Source organism: Sphingopyxis sp. PAMC25046 (assembly GCF_004795895.1).
GTDB lineage: Bacteria > Pseudomonadota > Alphaproteobacteria > Sphingomonadales > Sphingomonadaceae > Sphingopyxis.
The window spans coordinates 1101812-1125565 of the sequence record NZ_CP039250.1 but is presented as its reverse complement, the minus strand read 5'-3'; the positions used below and the strand labels follow the sequence as shown (position 1 = coordinate 1125565).

The following is a 23754-nucleotide window of genomic DNA, read 5'->3' as shown; positions in this document are numbered from 1 at the left end:
GCTCAGTCTTCCAATGTCCCGGCGGTGACCTCTATGTCGCGCCCCAAGGGCTGCATGGGCTGGAAGCGCAAGCGCGTCAACACCAGCCGGTCGTCCTGGATGTCGAGGTCGAACATCGCGTTGCCGCCGCGCGGGCAGCATTCGCCATCGCCGTCGCGCGCGACGGGGGCGGACGCGGCCATCTCGGCGAACGCGAACTCGGCCGGGCCGCGCAGCCAATAGCCCGTCGGGAGCAGCTTGCCGCCCTGTTCGGACCAGTCGGACAGATCCACGCGCCGCCATTTTGGTGCGGCGGCATCGCTCATGAAGAGCGCGTCGGCATTGCCGCCCCCGCTCCCTGCCAGAGTGCCGCCGACATGGACGAGCCGACGTTGGTCGTTATCGACGACGAGATCGGGCGTGCCGATCGATCCCGAGCTTTCGGCGAAACCCGCGAGCGACGCCTTGCCCGCCTTGTCCTGCGCAACGAGCACGAGCATCCGCGTTTGGGCGCCGTCGCGCGGGGCGAGCAACATTTTTTGCCATGACAAGGTCGCGCTGCGGTCCGCGGTGTTGATCCGCCCGCTCGCCTCGACGGTGCATCTGCCGCCGAAATCATAGAGGCACCGCTGCGCGATATTGGCGAGGCGGGCGCGAGTCACCGCGATCTTCGCGTTCACCTCCGCCGCGGTGCAGGTGGTTTCGACGGTGCCGCCTGGACAGGACAGGATCGGTGTCGCTGCGGCGGCAAGGACAAGCGCCAATGCCATGATGACTACCCCAATTCCAGCGCGACCCGACGGAGCGAAAATTATACCCTTGCGGCGCCCGCGGCAAGGTTAGGCAAATACCCATAGCGGCACGTCGAAAACGCGTATGTGACCCAGCCTCAGTCCTTCGCGCGTCGCCGTTCATCCCACCAGGCAAGGCGGTCGGCGATGCGCTTTTCGAAGCCGCGATCGACGGGGCGATAGAATTCCGCGGGCGCCATCTCGTCGGGCCAGTAATTGTCGCCGGAAAAGCCGTCGGGGGCGTCATGGTCGTAGCTATAGCCCGCGCCATAACCCAGATCTTTCATCAGCTTGGTCGGCGCGTTGAGGATGTTCGCGGGCGGCGCGAGGCTGCCGGTTTCGCGCGCCGCGGCCCATGCGGCCTTTTGCGCGGCATAGGCGGCGTTCGATTTGGGCGCAGTCGCGAGATAGAGGCAGGCCTGCACGATCGCGAGCTCGCCCTCTGGCGAACCGAGGAACTGATAGGCGTCCTTCGCGGCGAGGCATTGCACCAGCGCCTGCGGATCGGCGAGGCCGATATCCTCGCTCGCGAAGCGCGTGAGTCGCCGCAGGACGTAGAGCGGCTCCTCGCCCGCGACGAGCATTCGCGCGAGCCAGTAGAGCGAGGCCTGCGGGTCCGAACCGCGCAGCGCCTTGTGGAGCGCCGAGATCAGATTGTAATGGCCATCACGGTCCTTGTCGTAGACCGGCATCCGGCGGTGAAGGAACTGCGCGAGCTCGGCCGGGTCCAGCGGTTTTTCGATCGTCACCGAAAACAGCGTCTCGACCTGATTGAGCAGGAAGCGCCCGTCACCGTCGGCGCTGGCGATCAGCGCCGCGCGCGCTTCGTCGGTCACGGGCAGGCGCTGGCCGATTTCGGCTACGGCCCGCTCGATCAATGTACCGAGCGCCGCTTCGCCGAGCCGGTTCAGCACGAGCACCTGTGCGCGGCTGAGCAGCGCGGCATTGAGCGCGAAGCTGGGATTCTCGGTCGTCGCGCCGACGAGCACGACGGTACCGCGCTCTACATAAGGAAGGAAACCGTCCTGCTGGGCGCGATTGAAGCGATGAATCTCGTCGACGAAGAGCAGGGTGCGCTTGCCGGCGGCCGCCATCTTTTCGGCATCGGCGAAAGCTTGCCTGAGGTCGGCAACGCCCGAAAAGACCGCCGACAAGGGGGCGAAGCGCATACCGACCGCCTCGGCCAGCAGCCGCGCGATCGTCGTCTTGCCGGTGCCCGGCGGGCCCCAGAGGATGATCGACGACAATTGCCCCGCGGCGACCATGCGGCCGATCGCGCCTTCAGGGCCGGTCAGATGCTCCTGACCGACGACCTCGGCGAGCGTGCGCGGGCGCAGCCGCTCGGCGAGCGGCGCGGGGCCGGTTGCGCCGCTTTCGCGCTGGTCGGGTGCGCCCTCGCCGAACAGGTCCCCGGCCATGCCGATCCTAGCCCCGGCGCCGCTGTTTCTGGCGGATCAGGCGGATATAGGTGTCGGCGACCGCCTGGTTGATCGCGCCCCATTGATAGGCGCCGCTTTCGACCACCGCCGCGGCGCCATGTTCGGCGCGCAGCCCCGTGTCGCGGCAATAATGCTGGAGATGGTCGGCAAAGCCGGTGATCGATCCGGGAGCGACGAGATAGCCCGTCTGTCCGTGCTTGACGATGCTCGCGCTGCCGGTAGCGCGCGCAGCGACGACGGGCAGTCCGCACGCCATGGCTTCAAGGGTCACATTGCCGAAGGTTTCGGTGACCGAGGGATTGAAGAAGATGTCGCACGAGGCAAGCGCATGGGCGAGGTCCGCTCCCCCCTGAAAGCCGACGAAACTAGCATCGGGCAGGCGCGATTCGAACCATTCGCGCGCAGGCCCCTCGCCGATCACGACAACCTTGTGCGCCACGCCGCGCCGCTGGAGCACCTCGATGGCGTCGGCAAAAACGTCGAGCCCCTTTTCCATCACCAGCCGGCCGAGAAAAGCGATGGCGGGCACATCGTCGTCGATGCCGAGCGACCGGCGCCAAGCCATGTCACGCCGCCCGGGGTTGAAGACCGCCTGCTCGACCCCGCGCGTCCAGATGCCGATGTCGTAGTTCATCCGCTGGTCGCGCAGCACCTGCGCGAAGCTTTCGGACGGTGCGATCAACGCGTCGCACTTGCGGTAGAGCTTGCGAAGCCAGGCGACCACGACCGGTTCGAGGAACGACAGGTTATAATAGCGGAAATAGGTCTCGAAGCGCGTGTGCACCGAGCAGGCCACGGGCAGCCGCCGCCGCCGCGCCCAAGCCGCCGCCTGCCGCGACACGCGGTCGGGGCTGGAAATATGGACGATATTGGGCGCGAATGCCGTGATGTCCTGGCGGACGCGCGGCGAAAAGCTGAGCGGGATGCGATATTCGCTTCGCCCCGGGATTGCCATCGACGGCACGCTGACAAGGTCGCCCGTCGGCTCGAAATCGGGATTGGCGACGGTCGGCGAATAGACCCGCACTGCGGCGCCATGCTCCAGCAGAAAGCCAACCAGGCGATTGAGCGCCTTGTTCGCACCGTCGGTGGTCATGTTGTAATTGCCGCTGAACAGGGCGATGCGAAGATCGGAAACTTCCATCCGGTCGCGCCTAATCCTTTAGTCGCGCATTGGCAATTGCATCAGAAATCCTCGGTCCGTTCCGACGGAGGCTCGAGATCGACTTCGACCGGCGGGTGAAGACGCAGCCGGTGGACGCGGCGCTCGTCGGCCTCGGTCACTTCGATCCGCCAGCCGCTCGGATGGACGAGAATCTCGCCGACCTCGGGCACATGCCCCGCGAGGACCGCGGCAAGCCCGCCCAATGTGTCCACATCCTCGTCGACTTCGGCCAGACGAGAGTCGATCGCCTCACCCACATCGTCGAGTTCGGCGCGCGCATCAGCATCCCAGCAGCCATCTTCGCCCACAACGATCAGCGGTTCGGGCTCGTCGTCATGCTCGTCCTCGATCTCGCCGACGATTTCCTCGACCAGATCCTCGATCGTCAGCAGGCCTTCGGTGCCCGAATATTCGTCGATGACGATTGCGAGGTGGGTGCGTTTGGCGCGCATTTCGGCGAGCAAGTCGAGTACGCCCATCGATTGCGGAACATAGAGCGGCTGGCGGATCAAGTCGAGCAAGGGCGGCGGCGGGCGCCCCTCTGCGAGCACCGCGAACACATCCTTGACGTGGATCATGCCGACGACCTCGTCGAGATTTTCGCGATAGACCGGCAGGCGGCTGTGCCCCGCTTCGGCAAACAGCGCGACCACCTCGGCAAAGGGCGCGCTTTCGGGGATGGCGATGATGTCGGCGCGCGGCACCGCGACATCGTCGACGGTCTGTTCGCCGAAATGGAGGAGGTTGCGCAGCATCTTGCGCTCGATCGACGACAGGTCGCCGACGATATTGCTGCCGCGCCGGTCGTCGCCCTCTTCCTCGGCCTCGTCGATGACCTCTTCGATCTGTTCGCGCAGCGACGGTTCCTTGTCGCCCCCGAACAGCAGGTTTCTGAGCCCGGACAGCAGCCCGGGTCTGCTACTGTCCTCTTCCGATCGGTTCGAAGATCCCTGGTCGTCGGGCATTTTTTCGGCTTTTCCCAAGTTAATCCTGATCCGCATATGGATTGGCGATGCCCAGCGATGCAAGGGCTTTCACTTCGAGCGCCTCCATCGCCGCCGCCGAGGCATCGTCCATATGGTCATAGCCGACGAGGTGGAGCGTGCCGTGGACGATCAGGTGCGTCGCATGATCGGCGACCGAAATGCTCTTCTCCTCCGCCTCGCGCGCACAGGTTTCGCGCGCCAGCACGATGTCGCCGAGCAGGATTTCGCCGTCGTCGCTGTTGGCGAGGCTTTCGATCAGATCGTCCTGAATCTGCGGAAAGGACAGCACATTGGTCGGCCTGTCCTTGCCCCGGAAATCGCGGTTGAGCGTGTGCACTTCGGCATCGTCGGTCAACCGCACCGCGATTTCGACGAGCGGCGCGGCGTCGGCAAGCGCCGCGAAGGGCGTCAGTGCGAGCGCCGCGGCGGAGGCCTCCGCAGCACGCACCTCCCAATCGATGGCGTCGGGCCATGGCGATGCCGCATGGGTTTCGACGCTCAGCATGAAAAAAGCCCGAAACGGAAACTGGCTGAAAACTGCGCAACTTCACTCAAGATTCGCATATTTGTCCCTATGTCGCGCGGACGGCCGCGATGCCGCAAAAAGCTCTTCTCGCCATCTCGTATCGCGGCGCGGTTTTATAGGACAGCGATATTTGGCGAACCTTACGGGTCGAGAATAACCGCACGCTCGACAAGGTGCCGTGCCGCCGCGACTTCCGCCGCGGCGACAGCGGCCAGCCAGTCGCGGAAGCGTGCGATCTTCGCGCTCTGCAGCCGCGCGACGGGATAGACGAACCAGAAGGCGCGGCCGTCGCCCGCGACGAGATCGTGTGCCGGGACGAGGCGGCCGGCGGCGATCTCGTCGGCGAAAAGGATCGGCGATCCGATCGCGATACCGTGCCCGGCGACGGCGGCGGCGATGTCCATATGCTCGGCGGCAAGACTGGTGCCGAAGCGATCGGGCGGCGGGCCGGGGACGACGCCAAGCGCGCGGTACCAGAGTGCCCACCAGTCGGGCCGGCCGAGCAGCGGCACATCGAGCGGGCGGCCGGGATCGGTGAGTTCGCGGGCGGCATCGCGCAGCCCCGGCGCGCAGAGCGGCGTGAACAGGACGGGAAAGAGCCGGACGCGGCGCAGGCCCGGCCATTCGCCGAGACCGTGTCGGATCGCTGCGTCGAAACGCCCGTCGCCGAGCGGCTGCGGTTCGGCCGACAGCTCAAGCTCGATCGCGATGTCGGGGTGCGCGGCGCGAAACCGGCCGAGCCGCGGGGTGAGCCAGCTCGTCCCGAAGGTCGGCAAGGCGGTGAGCGAAAGCCGCGCCTCGTCCTGATCGCGCGCCTTGACGAAGCTCGCCTCGAGCGCCGCGAAAGCGGCGGTCGCCTCGCGCGCGATCGCGGCGCCGGTCGCGGTGAGCGCGACCTTGTGCGGATGACGCACGAACAGATGGACCCCGGTCTGTCGTTCGAGCTGGCGAACATGATAGCTGACAGAGGCGGCCGTCGTCCCGAGTTCCTGCGCGGCGCGGGCGAAGCTTTCGAGCCGCGCGGCCGCTTCGAAGGCACGGATCGAGGGCAGAGGCGGAAGTTTGCCGGTACGGACCATAAGTCTGATTTAGCCTCTACGCCAAATCTTCGCCTCGTCCAAGCGCGAGCTGTCGGGCAGACCGGACGCCGTTCCGTTCCATCGTTCCGGAGGCTCCATGACATTTCCTTCCCCTGCCCTCGATCGGCGTCAGCTGATCGAAATGATGATCCTTGCCGGCGGCGCGGCGGCGTTCGCCGGACCCGCATGGGCCGAGACGCCCCGACCCGACGCGCACCGCGACGACTGGCGATGGCTGGTCGGCAATTGGGATGTATGGCACCGGCGGCTGAAGGAGCGGCTGGCGGGCAGCGACGACTGGGCCGAGTTCGGCGGAAAGAGCGCGTGCTGGCTGACGCTGGGCGGGCTCGGCACGATCGACGACAATATCCTCGACCTGCCCGGCGGCGAGTATCGCGGCTTCGGTATCCGCGCCTTTGATCCTGCGACGCGGCAATGGGCGATCTGGTGGGTCGACGGCCGCAACCCGACGCATATCGAACCGCCGGTCGTCGGGCGCTTCGACGGCGACGAAGGCGTCTTTACGGGGCGCGACACGTTCAACGGCAAGGATATCGCCGTCCGCTTTCGCTGGCACGAGGTCCACAGCGCACGGCCGAACTGGGACCAGGGATTTTCGGCCGACGGCGGCGCGACCTGGGAGATCAACTGGCGCAATTATTTCACCCGCACCGCCGCGACGCCGACCCCGCTGCCCAAATTGCCCGACAGCCCCAGTGCGCCGAACGCGCGCGATTTCGACTTTCTCGCGGGCAGCTGGAAGGTCGCGCATCGGCGCCTGAAAAGACGGCTGGCCGGAAACGGCGAGTGGATCGATTTCGACGGGACGTTCGTCAATTGGCCGGTGCTGGGCGGGCGCGGCAATGTCGGCGACAATGTCATGAACTTTCCCGACGCACCGTTCCGCGGCGTCGGGGTCCGCGCGCTCGACCCCGCGACGGGCGAATGGCTGAGCTGGTGGCTCGACGGACGCAGCCCGGCGGCGATCGCGCCGCCCGTCCGCGGCGGCTTCAAGGACGGGACCGGCACCTTCATCGGCGACGACAGTTTCGAAGGGCGTCCGATCAAGACGCGCGTGCTGTGGTCGCGGATTACCGCGACGTCGGCGCGCTGGGAGCAGGCGTTTTCCGCCGATGGCGGCGCAAGCTGGGAGACCAACTGGATCAGCGATTTCGCGAGGGTCGTATAGGATGCTTGCGATAGCCCTGCTCGCCGCCACGCCGCCGGTCGAGATCGTCGGCGCGGCGGAGATGTTTGCCCCGGGCATCGCGTCGACCGGACATTCGGAAGTCCGGCTGACGATCAGCCCCGACGGCCGGACGGCGCTGTGGTTCAGCCGCGACCGGCCCGGCGGCGCGGGCGGATATGATATCTGGATGTCGCGGCGATCGGCATCGGGCTGGTCCCCGGCGACACCGGTTTCGTTCAATTCGCCCGGCCGTGATTTCGACCCCGCTTTCACACGCGACGGCCGCTTCGTCTATTTCTGCTCCGACCGGCCCGGCGGAATCGGCAGGGACGACCTCTACCGCGTCGCGGTGACCCCGTCGGGCTTTGGCACCCCCGCGAATCTGGGGCCAGCGGTCAACAGCGCGGGAAGTGAATTCGCGCCGATGCTGTCGCCCGATGGCCGGCGCCTGCTGTTTTCGAGCGACCGTCCGGGCGGCGCGGGACGGCATGACCTTTACAGTGCGCGCACGGCGCGAGGCGGCTTTGCGGCGGCGGTTCCGTTGGCCGGTGCGATCAACACCGCCGCCGACGAGTTCGACGCGACCTTTCTTTCGGACGGAAAGACCGTGATTTTCGCGCGCGCGCCGAGCATGCAGGACGACCGCGTCGACCTGTTCGCCGCCGCGGCAACCGATGGCCGCTACGGTGCGGGGACGATATTGCCGCGGTCGGTGAACGATGCCGACGGCGACAACTATGGCCCGATGGTCGACTGGTCGGCGCCGGGCCGACTGACTTTTTCGGCCCGGCGCGATGGCGCGGCGTCGATGGACCTGTATCGCATCACCTATCGCTTTCCGGCGACCGGAGCGCCGGGGCGATCCAGACCCTAATGCACGTGGCGGAGTTTGTCGGGGTTGCGCATCACATAAATCGCCACGATCCGGCCGTCCTCGATGTCGAGCGCGGTGGTCTGGAGTTCGCCGTCGGCCTCGCGCGTGACGAAACCCGGCAGGCCGTTGATCATGCCGGTGTGAACAAGCGTCGAGCCATATTTGCCGAACAAGACCGCGAGACCGCGGTGCAGTTTGAGCACCACGTCGTGTCCGAGCACCGGTTCCATCGCGGCCGGTCGCTTGCCGCCGCCGTCGGTCCACATGCCGACATCGGCGGCGAGCAGCGCACCGAGCGCGCCCATGTCGCCGCTGCGCGACGCGGCGAAGAAGGCGTCGGCGATTTCGAGCCCCCGCTCCTTTTCAAGCTTGTAGCGCGGGCGCGCGTCGCGAACGTGAGTACGCGCGCGGGCGGCGAGCTGGCGCGTCGCCGCCGGATCGCGGTCGATCGTCTTCGCGACCTCGTCGAACCCGACGCCGAAGACGTCGTGGAGAAGGAAGGCTGCGCGCTCCAAGGGGGAGAGCCGTTCAAGCGCGAGCATCAGCGGCAGCGTGACGTCGTCGTCTTCCTCCTCCTCGACCAGCGGGTCGGGAAGCCAGGGGCCGACGTAGGTCTCGCGGCTGTTGCGCGCCGATTTGATCTGGTCGAGGCAGAGGCGCGTCACGGTGCGGCGGAGGAAGGCCGCTGGCTCGCGCACCGCATCGCGGTCGGTGCCGAGCCAGCGGATGAAGGCGTCCTGCACCACATCCTCGGCATCGGCGACCGAGCCGAGCATGCGATAGGCGACGCGCGTGAGAAGCGGGCGCAGCGGATCGAAACTGACCGCCGCATCCGCCGCATCGACACCGTCCCGGACGCCTTCGCCGGTCATCAGGCGGCCTTCGCCGGCGCGCCGCCTTCGTACCAGAGCTCGAAGCCGACCGCGATGCGGTTCCAGCCATTGATGACGTTGATCATCACGGTCAGGTTCATCTGTTCCTCCGCGGTGAAATGCGCATCGAGTGCTTCGCGCGCTTGGCTTTGTGTGTGGCCTTGCGACAGGCGGGTCAAGGCGTCGGTCCAGGCGAGCGCGGCGCGTTCGCGGTCGGTATAGACCGGCGCTTCCTGCCACGCGGCGAGCAGGTAGATGCGCTGTTCGGTTTCGCCCTTCGCGCGCGCTTCGGCGGTGTGCATGTTGATGCAGTTCGCGCAGCCGTTGAGGATCGACGAGCGGATCTTCACCAGCTCGATCAGGCCCGGCTCGAGGCTTTCCTGCGCGGCGAGGCTGACCGCCATCCACTGCTTCATGAGCTGCGGCGAGGCGGCAAAGGGGTCGGTTACCTTGGACATATCGTGTCTCCTTCGAGGGGTTGTGCAGATATGACGAGACAGGATCGGCGGATGTGACATGCGCTGCGAAAAAAATTCGCGTCGGCGGGAAAATCGGTTAGCCTCCTCGCCTCGACAATCGGAATGAGGGGGCAATCCATGAAATTTCTGGGTGGTTTCGGCGAGCAGGCCTATGCGCTGCTGCGCATCGTCGCGGGCTTGCTGTTTCTGGCGCATGGCATGCAGAAATTCTTCAATTTCCCGGTCGCCTTTCCGATGCCGCTGAACCCGATGCTCCACGCCGCGGGAATCATCGAACTCGTCGCGGGCGGCCTGATCGTCATCGGCCTGTTCACGCGTCCCGCGGCCTTCGTCGCCAGCGGCATGGCGGCGGTCGGCTATTGGGTCGCGCACGGTAGCAAGGGGCTTTACCCGATCGTCAATGGCGGCGAGACGATCGCGCTCTATTGCTTCATCTTCCTGTTCATCGCGACGCGCGGCGCGGGAATCTGGAGCGTCGACGGGGCGAAGAAGTAGCGGGGCGTTGCGATATTATCTGGATGCCGAATTCAACGGGTTCGGGGGTGCGCTGATCTCGATCGCGCTCGTCCCCGAGGCGGAAGACAAAGCACCCTTTTACGGCGCCATCGAGTGCCGCGACCCGACGCCGTGGGTCGCGGCGCACGTGCTGCCGAGGCTCGATGTCACGCCGATATCCTATGAAGCCCTGCAAGACGCGTTCGCCGATTATCTGGCAGCCGATCCAGAGCCGATACTGGTCGCCGATTGGCCCGAGGATATCGTCCACGCCGCGCGCCTGCTCGTCACCGACAACGGGCGGCGGCTGATTATTTCGGCGGTGCGGTTCGAACTCGCAGAGGTCGTCAATTTCTCGACCGCCGAACTGAGCGACATTCCGCACAATGCCTATCACGACGCCGTCGCGCTTCGCACCTTCTGCATGGCGCGCCACCACGCACATATAAAATAGGGGGCGACCCCTTCGAGCCGCCCCCAGGTGCGGGCTTCACATGGTGAAGGTCGTCAGAGCTTGCGCGTGTTCGTCTCGATCAGCTTCTTCGCTTCGCTGATGGCTTTCGCGGTCGTCAGCTTCTTTTCCTGAACCTCGTCGGCCATTTCGAGCAGGCGGCCGCTGATCACGGTGCCGGTGTCGGCCTTTTCCTCGATCGCGATGCCTCCCTTGGTCGCCGCGACCCGGTCCCATTCGGCGCGCACCGCGGCCCAATATTCCTTGGTCGCCGCCCAATAATCGTCGGCGGCCTTCACATCATATTGGTCGTATTTGGTATAGGTGTTGAGGACATATTCCTGGACGATCGGCACCAGCTTGCCGTCTTTCGTCCCCATCTTGGTATTGTCCTGCCAGTGGATCCAGCCGTCGGGCGAGGGCTGGTGGCGATTGATCGAAAGGTAGCGGTCGTAGACGGGATTGCGCACCGCATCGCGGCGCGCGAGCGGGCGCCACGTCCAGCTCGAACGCCAGCGACGGATGCCGCCCTGCGTTTCGAACTGACCCCAGCCGGCGTAACGCGGGCTGTCGTCGACCTGATAGACCGTCTGCGACCAGCGGCCGGTGCGCATCCGTTCGGGGACGTCTTCCCACGCCCATATATTGCGATCCGAATAGGCGACGATCTTTGCAGGTTCATATTCCCAGTCCTGCCGCCAATGCTTGATCACGAAGCTCTTGTCGTCGCCGCCGGTGATGACGAGCATATGCTGGAGCACGATCTTGCGGCCGGTATCCTCGATCACGCGCACGACTTCGTGGCCGCCCGATTTCTTGGGTTCGAGCACTTCATAACCGGGGTCCCAGCGCGTCGATTCCTGCATGTTGAAGCTGACGCGGTAATTGCCCGCCATCGCGAGAATGTCGGCACGGTCCTGCTCGAAATTGGCGGCGGCGTCCTCGGCGGCGATCGGCGGGTGGGCGGAGGCGACGGCGGGCAGCGCGGCGGTGAGCAGAAGCAGGCCGGCGGCGATCTTGCGATAATGTTTCATCGATGCAGTCCTTCTGTTTTGATTAGAAGCGGAAGCTCAGCGAGGCGCTCACATTGCGGCCGGGCTGGGTGTAGGCGTCGGTGACGGTCGAGGTGGACGCGAGCCCGCGCACGTCGCTCCACCACGCATATTTCTCGTCGAGGATGTTGAAGACACCGGCGCGAAGCGTCAGCCCCTCGACAATTCGCACGAAGGCGGTCGCGTCGAGGATGGTGAAGCCGTCTGGGCGGAAACATTCGGGCGTGCACAGCCCCTCGGTCCGCGACGCCTCCTTGCGCGCGCTGTGCGTCATGATCAGCTGGCCGCCGAAACGCCCGCTCTGCGGCTCGCGATAGCCGATGCCCGCGACGAGTTTCAGCGGGTCGATCGTCGACAGCGGCACGCGCGTGCCGTCGGGCAAAATCTCGTTGCCCTTCGCATAGGATAGGGCGAGCGTCGTATACAGGCCGGACGACGCTCGCCCCTCGAACCGCGCTTCGGCGCCTTTGACGCGGGCCCGGTCGAGATTCACGAATTGATAGACAGCGGGATCGGCGGGCGTGAAGCTGCCGCTCACCACTTCCTGGCTGATGAAATCCTTGTAACGCGCCGAAAAGGCGGTGACATCGAGGCTGACATGATCGCTGGAAAAGCGGATGCCGCCCTCGAAGCTTTCACTGCGTTCGGGGTCGAGATCGGGGTTCGGCGCCGAGGTATAGCCGAAGGCGAGATTTTCGAAGAACTGGTTGACCTGCCCCGGCTCGGGCGCCTTGAAGCCGGTCGCATAATTGGCGAACAGCCGCACCGTGTCGGTGATCTTCCACAGCGCGCCGAACTTGGGCGACAGCCGCGAACCGTCCTGCCCCGCGCCGCTGAAGGCGGGAAGCAGCGGATCGTCGTCGGGCGACAGGTCGTACCAGTCGAAACGCAGCGCCGGATAGAGGATCAGCCGGCCGTCGGCGATGCTGATCTCGTCGCCCGCGAAGAGGCCGCCGCGCGTGAAGTCGGTACTCGGAAAGGCGCGGGTGGGAAACACCTCGCCCGCGGGCGGGACGGTGCCATCGCGTAGCCCGCGCTGGCGCGTCTTGCTGATGTCGCCGCCGAAGACGAGACGATGCGCGATAGCACCGGTGGCAAAATCGGCGCGCGCATCGGCCGAGGCACCGATGACGCGGTTTTCGAAGGTGTTGAGACGCGTGCGGTCGGCCGAAGGCGTGCGGTCTTCCTCGGTATATTGCCGGTCTTCGCCATCCTGCCAGTAAAGCGCGACGCGCGCGAAATCGATCGCCCCCTCGCCCTCCCAGCTCCAGTCGAGCGAAACGCGCTTGCGCTCGCCGCTGTCCCAGCCTTCGAGCCGGTCGACCGATGCGCCGAAGCTGCCCGGCCCGACGCCGGTCAGCCCGTTGGTGTAAAGCTCTGTGTCGAGATATTCGCCGGTCAGGCGCAATTTATGGCCGTTTGCCGGGTCATAGACGATCCGCGCCAGCGCGGCGTTCGAATGGCCATCCTGCGGATTGGGTTCGGTGCGCGCCGGGCCGGTTCCGCCGACCGTGCCCTTGTTGTCGAGCTCCTGCCAGTCGCGGCGCGTATAGGCGGCCATGATCGACCAGTCGCCGCTGCGCCCCGCGAGGATCGCGGCTTCGCTAAACTCCTCGTCGGCGCTGCTGTAGGCGGCGCGAAGGAGGCCGCCGACATTGCTGCCCGGCTGGATGAAATCGGCGGGATCGGCGGTGATGAAGCTGACCGCGCCCGCAAGGCCGTCGCTGCCGTAGAGCGCCGACGAAGGGCCGCGCAAAATCTCGACCGACTTGATCAGGCCCAAGTCGACATAATCGCCGCGTCCCGACGCCTGCGCGCCGAAACTGAAACCGTCGGGGACGCGCACGCCGTCGACCTGGATCAGCACGCGGTTGCCGCCGATACCGCGGATGTTGAAGCTGTCGTTGCCCGCACGGCCGGTCGCGCCGAGCGCGGCGCCGAAACGCGCGGGCTGGCGCTGGACGCTGACGCCGGGCTCGAAGCGCACGAGGTCGCGGATGTCGGTGACGAGTTCGTCGGCGATCTGCTCGTCGGTCTTGACGGTGACGGTGACGGGCAGGTCTTCGGCTTTCACTGCGGTGCGCGTCGCGGTCACGACGATCTGGTTCTTGCGCGCGAGCCAATATTCGCCGTCATTGTCCTGCGCAAAGGCCGGCGCGGCGGGGGCGGCGAGCGCAAGGCCCAGCGCGCTGCCTGCGACAAGGCGGGATACGGACGGCAAACGATGACTGGTCAAATTTCTTCCCCTGATTATCTTGCGATTGACTCGCAATAGCGGCGCTCTAGGCGCGCGAAATCAGAGGGTCAAGATGCTATTGAGAATCGTTCTCGAAAATATTGCGCGAGCAGGGTGACGCGAGTGAGCGCTGTCGGCACCCATGCCCAAGGGCCGTGGGTTGACGAGGTTCGAGAGGACGGCTTCCGACCGATTGCGGACATCAGCCTCTTTGCATGCACTCGCCAACTATGGGCTCAAGTAAACCCTCATCGTAAGCGCCATAATCTTTAAAGGCGCCGCGCTCAGAAGCTTTCTTGACAATGCAACCGCACAGTTGGTGTCGCGCCGACGAGTTGGGTTCCAGCTTAACCGCTTTCGCTTCGCATGCCTCGATGCGTGCGCTTTCAGTGCTGCCCGAAGCGTCTAAGGCCTCAAGCTCACTGTTAGTGCCTGACGCGTTCCAGAGGATCAGTGGGATGCCTACAATTACGAAGAGGAGGCCGAAGCCCTTTGGTGCCTGCGTGCCGATCATGGTTGGGTGATCGCAGATACAAGTAACTAGATAGTAAACTCTGCAACGTCAGCACCCCCACCTCCAAAGTCGTCATACGGGGGCTAATCCATTGACAAAGACGGCAAACGACCGCTTGCGGTCATTCTCGCGCCTGCGTAGCATGCCGTCATGCCAAGCGTGGAAGCCTTTGACCACAAAGACGCCTTGGAGCCGCTATTCACAGCGGAATTCGAGTTCCTACCCCGCACTGGTGAATATCTCTCGATCGACACTACGCCGGGCTACTTTAAATACTTCAATGTTGTCGAAGTCTGGCATCGGCAGGACAAAGAGGGTGGCGTTTTCCGAGCTTGCATACGCGTCGAAGAGACAGACTAACTACCGTCCGTGCCCTACCCCTGCTGCATCGTTGGTCGCCGATCTGGGTGCTAAGTCAGGAAACGACCGAACCTAGCCGTCGCCCCCGCGAAGGCGGGGGCGACGGTTGTGGAATGTCCCCTCCCCACCCCAAAGCCGGCATCGTTTGCGCTATGCGCCCGGCCCCTCATAGGCTTCGACGATCCGCCCGACGATCGGATGACGCACCACGTCGGCGGCGGTGAAGCGGCTGACGTTGATTCCTTCGAGCCCTTCGAGCCGCGCGACGGCGTCGGCGAGGCCCGAGGTCGCGGGCATCGGCAGGTCGACCTGCTTCGGGTCGCCGCAGATGACCATGCGGCTATTCATGCCGAAGCGGGTCAGGAACATCTTCATCTGTGGGATCGTCGTATTCTGCGCCTCGTCGAGGATGATGAAGGCGTCGGCGAGCGTGCGACCGCGCATGAAGGCGAGCGGCGCGATCTCGATCTCGCCCGACGCGATACGGCGCTCGACCTGCTCGGCGGGCAGGCAGTCGTGGAGCGCATCGTAAAGCGGGCGCAGATAGGGATCGACCTTTTCCTTCATGTCGCCGGGCAGGAAGCCGAGCTTTTCGCCCGCCTCGACCGCGGGGCGCGAGAGGATCAGGCGCTGAACGCTGCCGGTGATGAGCTGCGCGACGGCCTGCGCGACCGCGAGATAGGTCTTGCCCGTGCCCGCGGGACCGAGCGCGAAGATCACCTCGTCGCGCGCGAGCGCCTGCATATAGGGGACCTGCGACGGCGCGCGCGGGACGATCGTCTTCTTGCGCGTGCGGATCATCACCGGCGGCGCTTCGCTCGCGTCGTGGCGGATGATGCCGTCGAGCGTCGGCTGCGCCGACATCGCGATCAGGCCGTCGACCATGCCGGCGTCGACCTCCTGCCCCTTTTCGATGCGGTCATAAAGGTCGGTGAGCACGTCGCGCGCGCGCGCCGCGGCTTCGGCCTCGCCCTCGATCTGCACGCGGTTGCCGCGCGCCGAGATGTAAACGCCGAGGCGGTTTTCGATCGCGACGAGATTGCGGTCGAACTCGCCGAAGAGAATGCCCAAAAGCTGCGTTCGCTCGAATTCCGCCGTCAGTCGGACGCGGTCGCCGGGTTCGGCGGGGGCGGAGGCGGTCAGCGGGCGTTTGGACACGTAAGCAAGGCTCCTTCTGGCGGTGAGGAGACTGTAGTCCCGCGAAGGCGCGAGTCCATCTCCCGCGGGTTCGGGATGCGACGGAAAAAGACGGAGTGTGTCTTCACGGAGACAGCTTCCGCCCCTGGCACTAGGCGACCGCTTCCATCAGCAGTTCGGCGCCAAGGCTGTTCGGCCCCGCCGAAACAATCCGCACGTCGACCATGTCGCCGATCTTCAATCCCGGCGCGATGACGTGAACAGACTGGAGCCACGGCGATTTGCCGATGAGCTGCCCTTCGAGCTTGCCCTTGCGTTCAAGGAGCAGGCGCGTGGTGCGGCCGACGGTCGCTTCGTTGAACGCCTGCTGCTGCTCGTTGAGCAAAGCCTGCAGCCGCTGGAGGCGGCCGTTCATTTCGGCTTCGGAAATCTGGCCGTCCATCGTCGCCGCGGGCGTGCCGGGGCGGCGCGAATATTTGAAACTGTACGCCATCGCATATTTGGTGGCGCGGACGATATCGAGCGTGGCGAGGAAATCTTCTTCGCTCTCGCCAGGGAAGCCGACGATGAAGTCGCCCGAAATTGCGATGTCGGGGCGTGCCTCGCGAACGCGCTCGATGACACGAAGATAGCTGTCGACGCTGTGGCTGCGGTTCATCGCCGCCAGGATTCGGTCGCTGCCCGCCTGCACCGGCAGGTGGAGGAAAGGCATCAGCTTCTCGACCTCGCCATGCGCCGCGATCAGCCCGTCGGTCATGTCGTTGGGGTGGCTCGTCGTGTAGCGGATGCGTTCGAGACCATCCTCGCGCGCGAGTTCGCGGATCAGCCCGTCGAGCCCGATCGCCCTTCCCTTCTCATCCTCGCCGTCCCACGCGTTGACGTTTTGCCCGAGCAAGGTGATCTCGCGCACCCCGCCCGCGACGAGCGCGCGCGCTTCGGCGATCAGGTCGGCGAACGGCCGGCTGATCTCTGCGCCGCGCGTATAAGGGACGACGCAGTAGGTGCAGAATTTGTCGCAGCCTTCCTGCACTGTCAGGAAGGCGGTCGGACGCTGGCCGCCGGCGCGCTTGGGCAGCGCGCCAAACTTGCTTTCAAGCGGCATGTCGAGGTCGACCGCCTTCTCGCCGCGCTCGGCCCGCGCGATCAGGTCGGGCAGGCGGTGATAGGCCTGCGGGCCGACGACGACGTCGACGCTGGGCGCGCGGCGCGCGATCTCGGCGCCCTCGGCCTGCGCGACGCAGCCAGCGACGGCGATCGTCGGCGTGCTGCCGTCGGCGCGCTTCAGCCGGCCGATATCCGAATAGACCTTCTCGGCCGCCTTTTCGCGGATGTGGCAGGTGTTGAGTACGACGAGGTCGGCGTCGGCGCCGTCGGGCGCCGCGACATAGCCCTCTGCGCCCAGCATCTCGGCCATGCGCTCGCCGTCATAGACGTTCATCTGGCAGCCGAAGGATTTGACGTGGAATGTTTTCGGAGAGTCGGATTTCATCGGCGCGCTATAGGCGATGCGGTGCGCTGGCGGAAGAGCGTGCGATTTCCGCCGCAATCGCCGCGCGCGCGGCCTCGGCGAGCAGCTTGCGATCGCCCTCGACGATATCGGGCAGCGGATCGAGATAATGGATCGTCAAGTGCACCGGGCGCTTGCGTGCCAGCAGCCGCTTGAAATTGTCGAGGCCCGATTCGGGATCGAGCCAGGCAATGTCGTTCGCCTCGACGCCATAGTCGAGCAGGACCGGCTGGACGCGCAGCTTCGGCGGCGTCGGGATCACCGCCTGGAACAGCGAGGCACGGAAGGGCAGCAGGCCGTCGCCCGGGCCCGTCGTGCCTTCGGGGAACAAAGTCACCGGGCGCCCGCGCGCGAGCGCATTGCGAAGGTCGTTCGCCTGATTGTGGATTTCGCGCCGCGCCTCGCGCTGGACATAGACGGTGTGGTTCTGGTCGGCGAGCCAGCCGACGAGCGGCGCCGACCCGATCTCGGCTTTCGACACGAACGCCGAGCGCGCCGCGCCGCCCAGCGCGAGGATGTCGAGCCAGCTGACGTGATTGGAAACGAACAACACGTCGCGTCGAAGCCGCGTTCCCGTCGTGCGGATGCGCAGTCCCGCGATCCAGCCCGCGGCGTTCAGGAACGCCATCACCATGGGCGAGGGGCGGCCGATGGCACGGTAAAGCAGATGCGGGACGATCAGGAAAAGGAGCGCCAGCACCATCAAGGCGAGACGGGCGACCGTCCGCCAGGTAATCGCGCTGCGATCAGTCGCGCTTGCGATCGATGGCGACACCATAAAGCTCCATGCGGTGATCGACGAGGCGGAAGCCCAGCCGTTCGGCGATCACCTTCTGCAACGCCTCAAGCTCGGGGTCGACGAATTCGATCACATTGCCCGTTTCGACGTCGATGAGATGGTCGTGATGCGCCTCGGGCGCGGCTTCATAGCGCGAACGCCCGTCGCCGAAATCATGACGGTCGAGAATTCCCGCTTCTTCGAACAGGCGCACGGTCCGGTAAACGGTCGCGATCGAGATACCGCTGTCTATCTTCGACGCGCGTTCATAGAGGGTTTCGACATCGGGATGATCCTCCGAATCCGAGATGACGCGCGCGATGATGCGGCGCTGTTCGGTGATGCGGAGACCCTTTTCGTGGCACAGGGCTTCGAGATCGATATTGCCGGACATGCTTGCCTTTCCTGCAGATGCAGCCGCGTCTGTCTTTGTCACAAACTGTATAGGGATGCCCCGCGAATAGGACAAGGGCGGCGCCCCTGCGGGCGCCGCCCTTCCCTACTCCGGCTGGAGCGATGTATCGCGGCTGTCAGGCCCTGGCTTTGCGCTTGCGCCCGCCGCCACGACCCTTGGTGCCGAGGCCGATTTCCTTCGCCAGCGCGCGGCGCTTTTCGGCATAGTTGGGCGCGACCATCGGATAGTCGGCAGCAAGACCCCATTTGGCGCGATAGTCGTCGGGGGTCATGCCATAATGCGTCATCAGGTGGCGGCGCAGCATCTTCAGCTTTTTGCCGTCTTCGAGGCAGACGATATAGTCGGGCTTGACCGAGGTGCGGATCGAAACCGCCGGTACCAGCTTTTCTTCCACGACCGGCTCGCTCCCGAGACCCGACAGCGCGGCGTGGACATTGTTGATCAGAATGGAGAGGTCTGAAATCGCGACGCTGTTGTTGCTGACATGCGCCGCGACAATGTCGGCGGTCAACGTAACGAGCATCTCATTGGTGTCGGCAGAATCGGACATGAGACTATTCCTTGTTGTCGATTACCCAGAAGTATCTCGGCGAATATTGGATTTTTTCTTTCGCCGGATCGATTAGTGCCACTTTGGATTTAATTCCGCAATGACCGATCAGTCGGTTCGACTCTCGCCTGACGGCCGCCGCATCGTAATGGCGTCGCGAAGCTTGCCGTCGTTGCCGCGATAATAAGCCGGGCGCCGCCCGCATTCGGAAAAGCCCGCGCGTTCATAAAGATGAACCGCGTCATTGTCGGCCCGCATTTCAAGGAAATAGTCTTCGGCGCCCTCGCCTCTAGCCCAGACGCGCCAGTCTTCGATCAACAATCGCCCGATCCCGCGGCCGCGAAACTGCGGGTCGACCGCGAGTAATAATAATTCGCTCTCGGGGCCCGCGATCCGCGCGGCGGAAAAACCGCACGCCTGCTCGCCCTCCCACGCCAGGCACACGCGCGCCGACGGCAGCGCGAACAGGGTCAAGAGCTGCGCGCCGGTCCATGCCTCGCCATAGGCGGGCTCGAACGCCGCATCCATCACGCGCATCACCGCCGCAAGATCGCCGACGCGCGCGGTGGCGAGACGAATAGCGGCGGTCATGCACACGCCATCGGCTTGGCGTCGGGCGCGCGGCCATAGATCGGGCTCGGCGTGTCGATCATCGCGCCCGTGGGCAAGCGTAAAAAGGCACGCGCGTCGGGCAGCATCGCGAGCGCGCGTCCCGCGCCACGCTTCGCCACAAAAGCCTCGGCGCGATTGCCGACGACCAGCGCGTCGCCGAGCTCGATCGCCTCGTCGGGAAGCAGCGAGCGAAGCGCGGAGCGCGGGGCGAGATCGGCTGCGAAAGGCTGGACGAACCATTGGCCGTGGCCGCCCTCCATAACCACCAGGGCGCCGTCCGCCGCCGCGATGTCGTCGGCCGCGGCGGCGGCAACGAGGGCTAGAGTCGAAAAGCCGTGGACCGGCACCTGCCAGCCGAGCGCAAGCGCGCGCGCTGCGGCCACGCCGATGCGCACCCCGGCAAAGCTGCCCGGGCCGCATCCGGCGACGATGACGTCGGCGCGGCCGCCACCGACGAGTTCGGCGATCAGCGGAACGAGGCGCTCGGCGTGACCGCGCCCGATCACTTCGTGGCGATAATCGACGACCGCGCCCGCATCGAGCAGCGCCACCGAACAGGCTTCACTCGCCGAATCGATGACCAGGTGGCGCATGAGATGGAACGCGCGCCGGTCAGGCGATGCGGTTGAAGCGCGCGAAATCGGGGCGCGGGCTGCGCTCGAAAATGCTCGCGGGATCGCCATAGCCGAGGGTCGAGATGAAGTTGCTCTTCACCTTCGGCTCGCCAGCGAAGAAGGCCTTGTCGACCGCAGCATTGTCGAAACCCGACATGGGGCCCGTGTCGAGCCCGAGCGCGCGCGCGGCAAGGATGAAATAGGCACCCTGCAGGCTCGAATTGCGAAACGCGGTCGTCTCGGCGTGCGCGTCGTTGCCCGCGAACCAGCTCCGCGCGTCGGTATGCGGGAAAAATTCGGGCAGATGCTCGTAGAATTCGGTGTCCATCGCGATGATCGCGGTAACGGGGGCCTTGCGGATCTTTTCCTCATTGCCCGGAATGGCGTGCGCGGCGAGCTTTTGCTTTGCTTCGTCCGACACGCACCAGACGATCCGCGCCGGCAGGCTGTTCGCGCTGGTCGGGCCAAATTTCATCAGGTCCCAGATCGCGTGCAGCTGCGCTTCGGTCACGGGTTTGTCGTGATAGCCATTATAGGTGCGCGCGGTGCGAAACAGCTGGTCGAGAGCGCTGTCGGAAAGCGGCTCGCTCATGGGCTAACTCCTCGAGGAAAAAATCAAACGGCGTGAACTGCCGTTACCTCGGGAACATAATGTTTCAAGAGGGACTCGATGCCATTCTTCAGCGTCGCGGTCGAGGACGGACAGCCCGCGCAGGCGCCCTGCATCTTCAGATACACATTGCCCTTGTCGAAACCGCGGTAGATGATGTCGCCGCCGTCGTTGGCGACCGCGGGGCGAACGCGCGTTTCAATGAGTTCCTTGATCTGGTCGATGATGTCGGCGTCGGCGGGATCGTCGGCGAAGCCCTCATCCTCGGCCGGAACCGAGAAACCCGCACTCGCGGCATTGAACAGCGGCACGTCGGCGAGAAAATGATCCATCACGATCCCGAGCACATCGGGCTTCGCATCGGCCCATTCGGCGCCGGGGGCGATCGTCACCGACACGAAATCGCGGCCAAAAAACACGCCGGTCACGTCGCCAAGCGAGAAAAGCGCGCTCGCAAGCGGCGAGGCTTCGGCCTCCTCGGGGGTGGCGAAGTCGCGGGTTCCCGCCTCCATCACCGCCCGGCCGGGCAGGAATTTGAGCGTCGCGGGATTGGGCGTCGATTCGGTTTCGATGAGCATGGGGCGCATGTGGGGCTCCGTCGCCCTTTGTGCAAGGCGCTTGACAGCGCTAAAGCCCGCCAATGCGTCGCTTCACCCATTTCGCCGCCCTCGACTGGTCGGGCGCCCGCGGCGAGCGCCAGCGCGGGATCGCGCTCGCCGTGGCGAGCGGTGCAGCGGCGCCCGCGCTCGTACGACCCGGCCATATCTGGTCGCGCGCCGAAGTCCTCGCCTGGCTGGAGGATGTCGCCACCGCAGGCGAGGACATGCTGATCGGCTTCGATTTCTCGGCCGCCTTCGCCTTTGCCGACGCGGGCGCCTATTTTCCCGAATGGAGCGAAAGCCCCGCCGATATCCGGGCGCTCTGGGCGCTGGTCGAGCGGCTCGCGCGCGTCGATCCGCATTATGAAGCCCGCGCGTTCCTGTCGCACCCCGACGCCCGGCGCCATTTCCGCCACGGCCAGGGCGATATCGGCGATCTGTTCGTCCCCGGCGTCGGTCGCCTGCGCGTCGTCGAGCAACATCAGCGTGCGACAAAACAGGCCGCAAGCGTCAGCAATTTCAATCTTGTCGGCGCGGCGCAGGTCGGCAAGGCGAGCCTCGCCGGCATGCGCCTGCTGCACCGGTTATCGGGCCGGATACCGCTGTGGCCGATGGATCCGGTTCCCGCTCGAGGTCCGCTGCTCGTCGAAATCTATACCAGCCTCGCGGCGCGCGCGGCCGGCCTGCCGCCGGGACGCAGCAAGATCCGCGACGGCGCGGCGCTCGACGCGGCGCTGGCTTCATTGGGATCGGCCCCCGCCGGCCTCGCGGGCCACGTCAGTGACCATGCAAGCGACGCGCTGCTGACCGCCGCCTGGCTGCGCGCGATCGCCAACAACGACGCCCCCTGGTCGCCGTCGCCGCTGACCCCGGCCCTCGCCCGAACCGAAGGCTGGACTTTTGGCATCGTCTGACGATTCCCGCACGTCCGCTGTTTCCATCGGACCGAAAAATGCTTAGGGGAGCGCGAGCGCCGGCTTAGCTCAGTTGGTAGAGCACCTGATTTGTAATCAGGGGGCCACGGGTTCGAATCCTGTAGCCGGCACCATCATCGCACCCGAATCCCGCGGCCTTCTGGCAATCGGTAAGCAAACCGGTCCGGAGAGACTGTCCCCCGCCGCGTCGCCGCACGCGCCGCATGGACGGTGTAACCGCAGAGCAGGCCATAAAACGCCAGCCCCTCGACCTGCCAGAAGGGCATCGTCGCCATATTGAGCAGGAAGAAAGCGAAATGGGCGGCGATCAGCAGGAAGCGGTCGCCGCGCGCCGACGCCGCCGCCGCGAACATCGCCGTCCACAAGGCAATCATCGCCGCGACGCCGAACCAGCCGAGTTCATAGAGCGTCGCCACCAGCGTGTTGTGCGGATAGACTTTGAACACGCCCTCCCAGCTTTCGGGTCCGAGGCCGAACAAATGCTGAAGCGGCGTGCCGTCGGCCCAGGCATAGATATAGCTGCTCCAGATCAGCGGGCGACCCGACATCACCTGCCGTTCGAGCAGATCGAACTCGCGTGGCGGTTTGATCAGCGCCGCCGGGTCCGCGAGGAACGCGGCGAGGTCGGCGAAACTCTCGCGATAGAGCAGCGCCGCGATCGCAAAGAGCAGCGCCCCCGCGACGGTCGCCGTCACCGCCATCGCCCCGCGCTGGTCGCGCCGTACGCTCATCGTCACCCCGCCGAGGAAGATCGCCAGCGCGAGCGGCGCGAGCGCGAGGATCGTGGTGCGATAACCAGCGAGCAGAATGGCAATGAGCGTCACGGACAGAAAGGCGATCCGCACCGCGCGCGGCGCCGAGCGCGCGAGGCCGCCGACGAGGAACCCCGTCAGCAGCGCGACCGAAAAGGCCGCCTCGTGATTATAGCCGCCGATCCAGACGAGCCCGTCGCCATCCTCGGCCCCCTTGGGCATGTTAAGCGCCAGCGACAGCGCCTGAAAGACGAGCAAGGGCAGGAAGGACACCATCGCCCAGGTCAGAAAGCGCGCCTCGGGATCGCGGCGCAGCGCCTGGAAAGCCGCGAGCAGTATCACGATCATATAGGCATATTTGACCGCGACATTGACGCCGCCCACCGGATCGCCGTTGAGGACGGCGCTGACCAGCGCGAGCAGGATGAGCACATAGACGGGCACGAGCCATTTGAGCGCGAGATTGGCGGACCGCACGACGAAAAGCAGCCCGAAGCCCGTCACCGCGACCGAAAGCAGCGCGTTACCCGACAGTCCGCCCGCAAGCGGCTGGAACATATAGAGATGATAGGCGCCCGCGGTGGTGCGCAGCCACAGCGCAACGACCACGAAAGCCCCGGCCATGCCGCCCGCCCGCCGCGCCGCGACGACCAGCGGGACGAGCAGCAGCAGCGTGACGGGCACCAATATGCCGGGCCCGAAGGCCGGGCCATAGGGCAGCGGCTGCGCGGTCACGGCGCCGCCCGGCTAGGTCGTGA

At 65.6% G+C, this 23754-nt stretch carries 25 protein-coding genes and 1 tRNA gene; 6 read left to right on the top strand and 20 right to left on the bottom strand.

Annotation, left to right across the window (positions count from 1 at the left end):
* Window positions 1-2 precede the first annotated feature (2 nt).
* The 6 genes from E5675_RS05215 to E5675_RS05190 all read right to left on the bottom strand — a co-directional run bounded on the left by E5675_RS05215 (window position 3) and on the right by E5675_RS05190 (window position 5965).
* The gene (locus E5675_RS05215) at window positions 3-749 is read right to left on the bottom strand and encodes a hypothetical protein (RefSeq protein WP_136173646.1); all 747 of its coding nucleotides are present in this window, start codon (window positions 747-749) and stop codon (window positions 3-5) included.
* Between the two features lie 119 nt (window positions 750-868).
* Window positions 869-2188: a replication-associated recombination protein A gene (locus tag E5675_RS05210; RefSeq protein ID WP_247594794.1), complete on the bottom strand. Its 1320-nt coding sequence runs from the start codon at window positions 2186-2188 to the stop codon at window positions 869-871.
* A 7-nt stretch (window positions 2189-2195) separates the two neighbouring features.
* Window positions 2196-3353 carry a glycosyltransferase family 1 protein gene (locus E5675_RS05205; protein ID WP_136173645.1) on the bottom strand — a complete coding sequence of 386 codons (1158 nt, stop codon included), beginning with the start codon at window positions 3351-3353 and terminating at the stop codon, window positions 2196-2198.
* A gap of 41 nt (window positions 3354-3394) precedes the next feature.
* Entirely contained in the window at window positions 3395-4339 is a 945-nt protein-coding gene (locus tag E5675_RS05200; protein ID WP_136173644.1) for a hemolysin family protein, read from the bottom strand.
* A 19-nt stretch (window positions 4340-4358) separates the two neighbouring features.
* On the bottom strand, window positions 4359-4865 hold the full coding sequence (gene ybeY, locus E5675_RS05195; RefSeq protein ID WP_136173643.1) for an rRNA maturation RNase YbeY: 507 nt from the start codon (window positions 4863-4865) through the stop codon (window positions 4359-4361).
* A 161-nt stretch (window positions 4866-5026) separates the two neighbouring features.
* The gene (locus E5675_RS05190) at window positions 5027-5965 is read right to left on the bottom strand and encodes a LysR substrate-binding domain-containing protein (RefSeq protein WP_136173642.1); all 939 of its coding nucleotides are present in this window, start codon (window positions 5963-5965) and stop codon (window positions 5027-5029) included.
* A gap of 97 nt (window positions 5966-6062) precedes the next feature.
* On the opposite strand from E5675_RS05190, the gene E5675_RS05185 reads away from it, so the two are divergent.
* The gene (locus E5675_RS05185; RefSeq protein ID WP_136173641.1) at window positions 6063-7154 is read left to right on the top strand and encodes a hypothetical protein; all 1092 of its coding nucleotides are present in this window, start codon (window positions 6063-6065) and stop codon (window positions 7152-7154) included.
* A 1-nt stretch (window position 7155) separates the two neighbouring features.
* The gene (locus E5675_RS05180) at window positions 7156-8028 is read left to right on the top strand and encodes a PD40 domain-containing protein (RefSeq protein ID WP_136173640.1); all 873 of its coding nucleotides are present in this window, start codon (window positions 7156-7158) and stop codon (window positions 8026-8028) included.
* Here the strand turns inward: E5675_RS05180 and E5675_RS05175 are convergent.
* Together E5675_RS05175 and E5675_RS05170 are read right to left on the bottom strand one after the other, a co-directional pair.
* Window positions 8025-8900 carry a sigma-70 family RNA polymerase sigma factor gene (locus tag E5675_RS05175; RefSeq protein ID WP_136173639.1) on the bottom strand — a complete coding sequence of 292 codons (876 nt, stop codon included), beginning with the start codon at window positions 8898-8900 and terminating at the stop codon, window positions 8025-8027. The two genes, E5675_RS05180 and E5675_RS05175, sit on opposite strands and share 4 nt — an antisense overlap.
* Window positions 8900-9358: a carboxymuconolactone decarboxylase family protein gene (locus tag E5675_RS05170; RefSeq protein ID WP_136173638.1), complete on the bottom strand. Its 459-nt coding sequence runs from the start codon at window positions 9356-9358 to the stop codon at window positions 8900-8902. Before E5675_RS05170 ends, E5675_RS05175 begins: the two co-directional genes overlap by 1 nt.
* 138 nt (window positions 9359-9496) lie before the next feature.
* Here E5675_RS05170 and E5675_RS05165 point away from each other — a divergent pair, with 138 nt between their 5' ends.
* Both E5675_RS05165 and E5675_RS05160 read left to right on the top strand, forming a co-directional pair.
* Entirely contained in the window at window positions 9497-9874 is a 378-nt protein-coding gene (locus E5675_RS05165; RefSeq protein WP_136173637.1) for a DoxX family protein, read from the top strand.
* Window positions 9875-9881: 7 nt separating this feature from the next.
* Window positions 9882-10328: a hypothetical protein gene (locus E5675_RS05160; protein WP_136173636.1), complete on the top strand. Its 447-nt coding sequence runs from the start codon at window positions 9882-9884 to the stop codon at window positions 10326-10328.
* 53 nt (window positions 10329-10381) lie between these two features.
* Here E5675_RS05160 and E5675_RS05155 read toward each other — a convergent pair whose 3' ends face one another.
* The 11 genes from E5675_RS05155 to E5675_RS05095 form a co-directional block, all read right to left on the bottom strand.
* On the bottom strand, window positions 10382-11359 hold the full coding sequence (locus E5675_RS05155; RefSeq protein WP_136173635.1) for a DUF6607 family protein: 978 nt from the start codon (window positions 11357-11359) through the stop codon (window positions 10382-10384).
* Window positions 11360-11381: 22 nt separating this feature from the next.
* Window positions 11382-13613: a TonB-dependent hemoglobin/transferrin/lactoferrin family receptor gene (locus tag E5675_RS05150; RefSeq protein ID WP_247594793.1), complete on the bottom strand. Its 2232-nt coding sequence runs from the start codon at window positions 13611-13613 to the stop codon at window positions 11382-11384.
* A gap of 1024 nt (window positions 13614-14637) precedes the next feature.
* Complete coding sequence (locus E5675_RS05135; RefSeq protein WP_136173632.1) at window positions 14638-15645, bottom strand: PhoH family protein; 1008 nt, start codon at window positions 15643-15645, stop codon at window positions 14638-14640.
* 130 nt (window positions 15646-15775) lie between these two features.
* Window positions 15776-17113 (bottom strand): tRNA (N6-isopentenyl adenosine(37)-C2)-methylthiotransferase MiaB, encoded by a 1338-nt coding sequence (miaB, locus tag E5675_RS05130; protein WP_136173631.1) that lies wholly within the window; start codon window positions 17111-17113, stop codon window positions 15776-15778.
* Between the two features lie 7 nt (window positions 17114-17120).
* The gene (locus E5675_RS05125; protein WP_247594792.1) at window positions 17121-17909 is read right to left on the bottom strand and encodes a lysophospholipid acyltransferase family protein; all 789 of its coding nucleotides are present in this window, start codon (window positions 17907-17909) and stop codon (window positions 17121-17123) included.
* Window positions 17878-18303, bottom strand: a complete 426-nt coding sequence (locus E5675_RS05120; RefSeq protein ID WP_037555319.1) for a Fur family transcriptional regulator — start codon at window positions 18301-18303, stop codon at window positions 17878-17880. The genes E5675_RS05125 and E5675_RS05120 overlap by 32 nt, the downstream gene beginning before the upstream one ends.
* 136 nt (window positions 18304-18439) lie before the next feature.
* Window positions 18440-18874 (bottom strand): MucR family transcriptional regulator, encoded by a 435-nt coding sequence (locus E5675_RS05115; RefSeq protein WP_136173630.1) that lies wholly within the window; start codon window positions 18872-18874, stop codon window positions 18440-18442.
* A gap of 108 nt (window positions 18875-18982) precedes the next feature.
* Window positions 18983-19465, bottom strand: a complete 483-nt coding sequence (locus tag E5675_RS05110) for a GNAT family N-acetyltransferase (protein ID WP_247594791.1) — start codon at window positions 19463-19465, stop codon at window positions 18983-18985.
* Window positions 19462-20079 carry a tRNA (adenosine(37)-N6)-threonylcarbamoyltransferase complex dimerization subunit type 1 TsaB gene (gene tsaB / locus E5675_RS05105; RefSeq protein ID WP_136173629.1) on the bottom strand — a complete coding sequence of 206 codons (618 nt, stop codon included), beginning with the start codon at window positions 20077-20079 and terminating at the stop codon, window positions 19462-19464. Before tsaB ends, E5675_RS05110 begins: the two co-directional genes overlap by 4 nt.
* Window positions 20080-20098: 19 nt before the next feature.
* Entirely contained in the window at window positions 20099-20692 is a 594-nt protein-coding gene (locus tag E5675_RS05100; protein WP_136173628.1) for a malonic semialdehyde reductase, read from the bottom strand.
* Between the two features lie 23 nt (window positions 20693-20715).
* The gene (locus E5675_RS05095; RefSeq protein ID WP_136173627.1) at window positions 20716-21288 is read right to left on the bottom strand and encodes a NifU family protein; all 573 of its coding nucleotides are present in this window, start codon (window positions 21286-21288) and stop codon (window positions 20716-20718) included.
* A gap of 62 nt (window positions 21289-21350) precedes the next feature.
* Between E5675_RS05095 and E5675_RS05090 the strand changes: the two genes are divergently transcribed.
* A complete protein-coding gene (locus E5675_RS05090; RefSeq protein ID WP_136173626.1) occupies window positions 21351-22223 on the top strand; it encodes a hypothetical protein in 873 nt (290 codons plus the stop codon).
* Between the two features lie 58 nt (window positions 22224-22281).
* Window positions 22282-22357 (top strand) — tRNA-Thr (locus tag E5675_RS05085).
* Here the strand turns inward: E5675_RS05085 and E5675_RS05080 are convergent.
* Window positions 22358-23731, bottom strand: a complete 1374-nt coding sequence (locus tag E5675_RS05080) for a hypothetical protein (RefSeq protein WP_136173625.1) — start codon at window positions 23729-23731, stop codon at window positions 22358-22360. It abuts the tRNA gene before it with no gap.
* Window positions 23732-23754 lie beyond the last annotated feature (23 nt).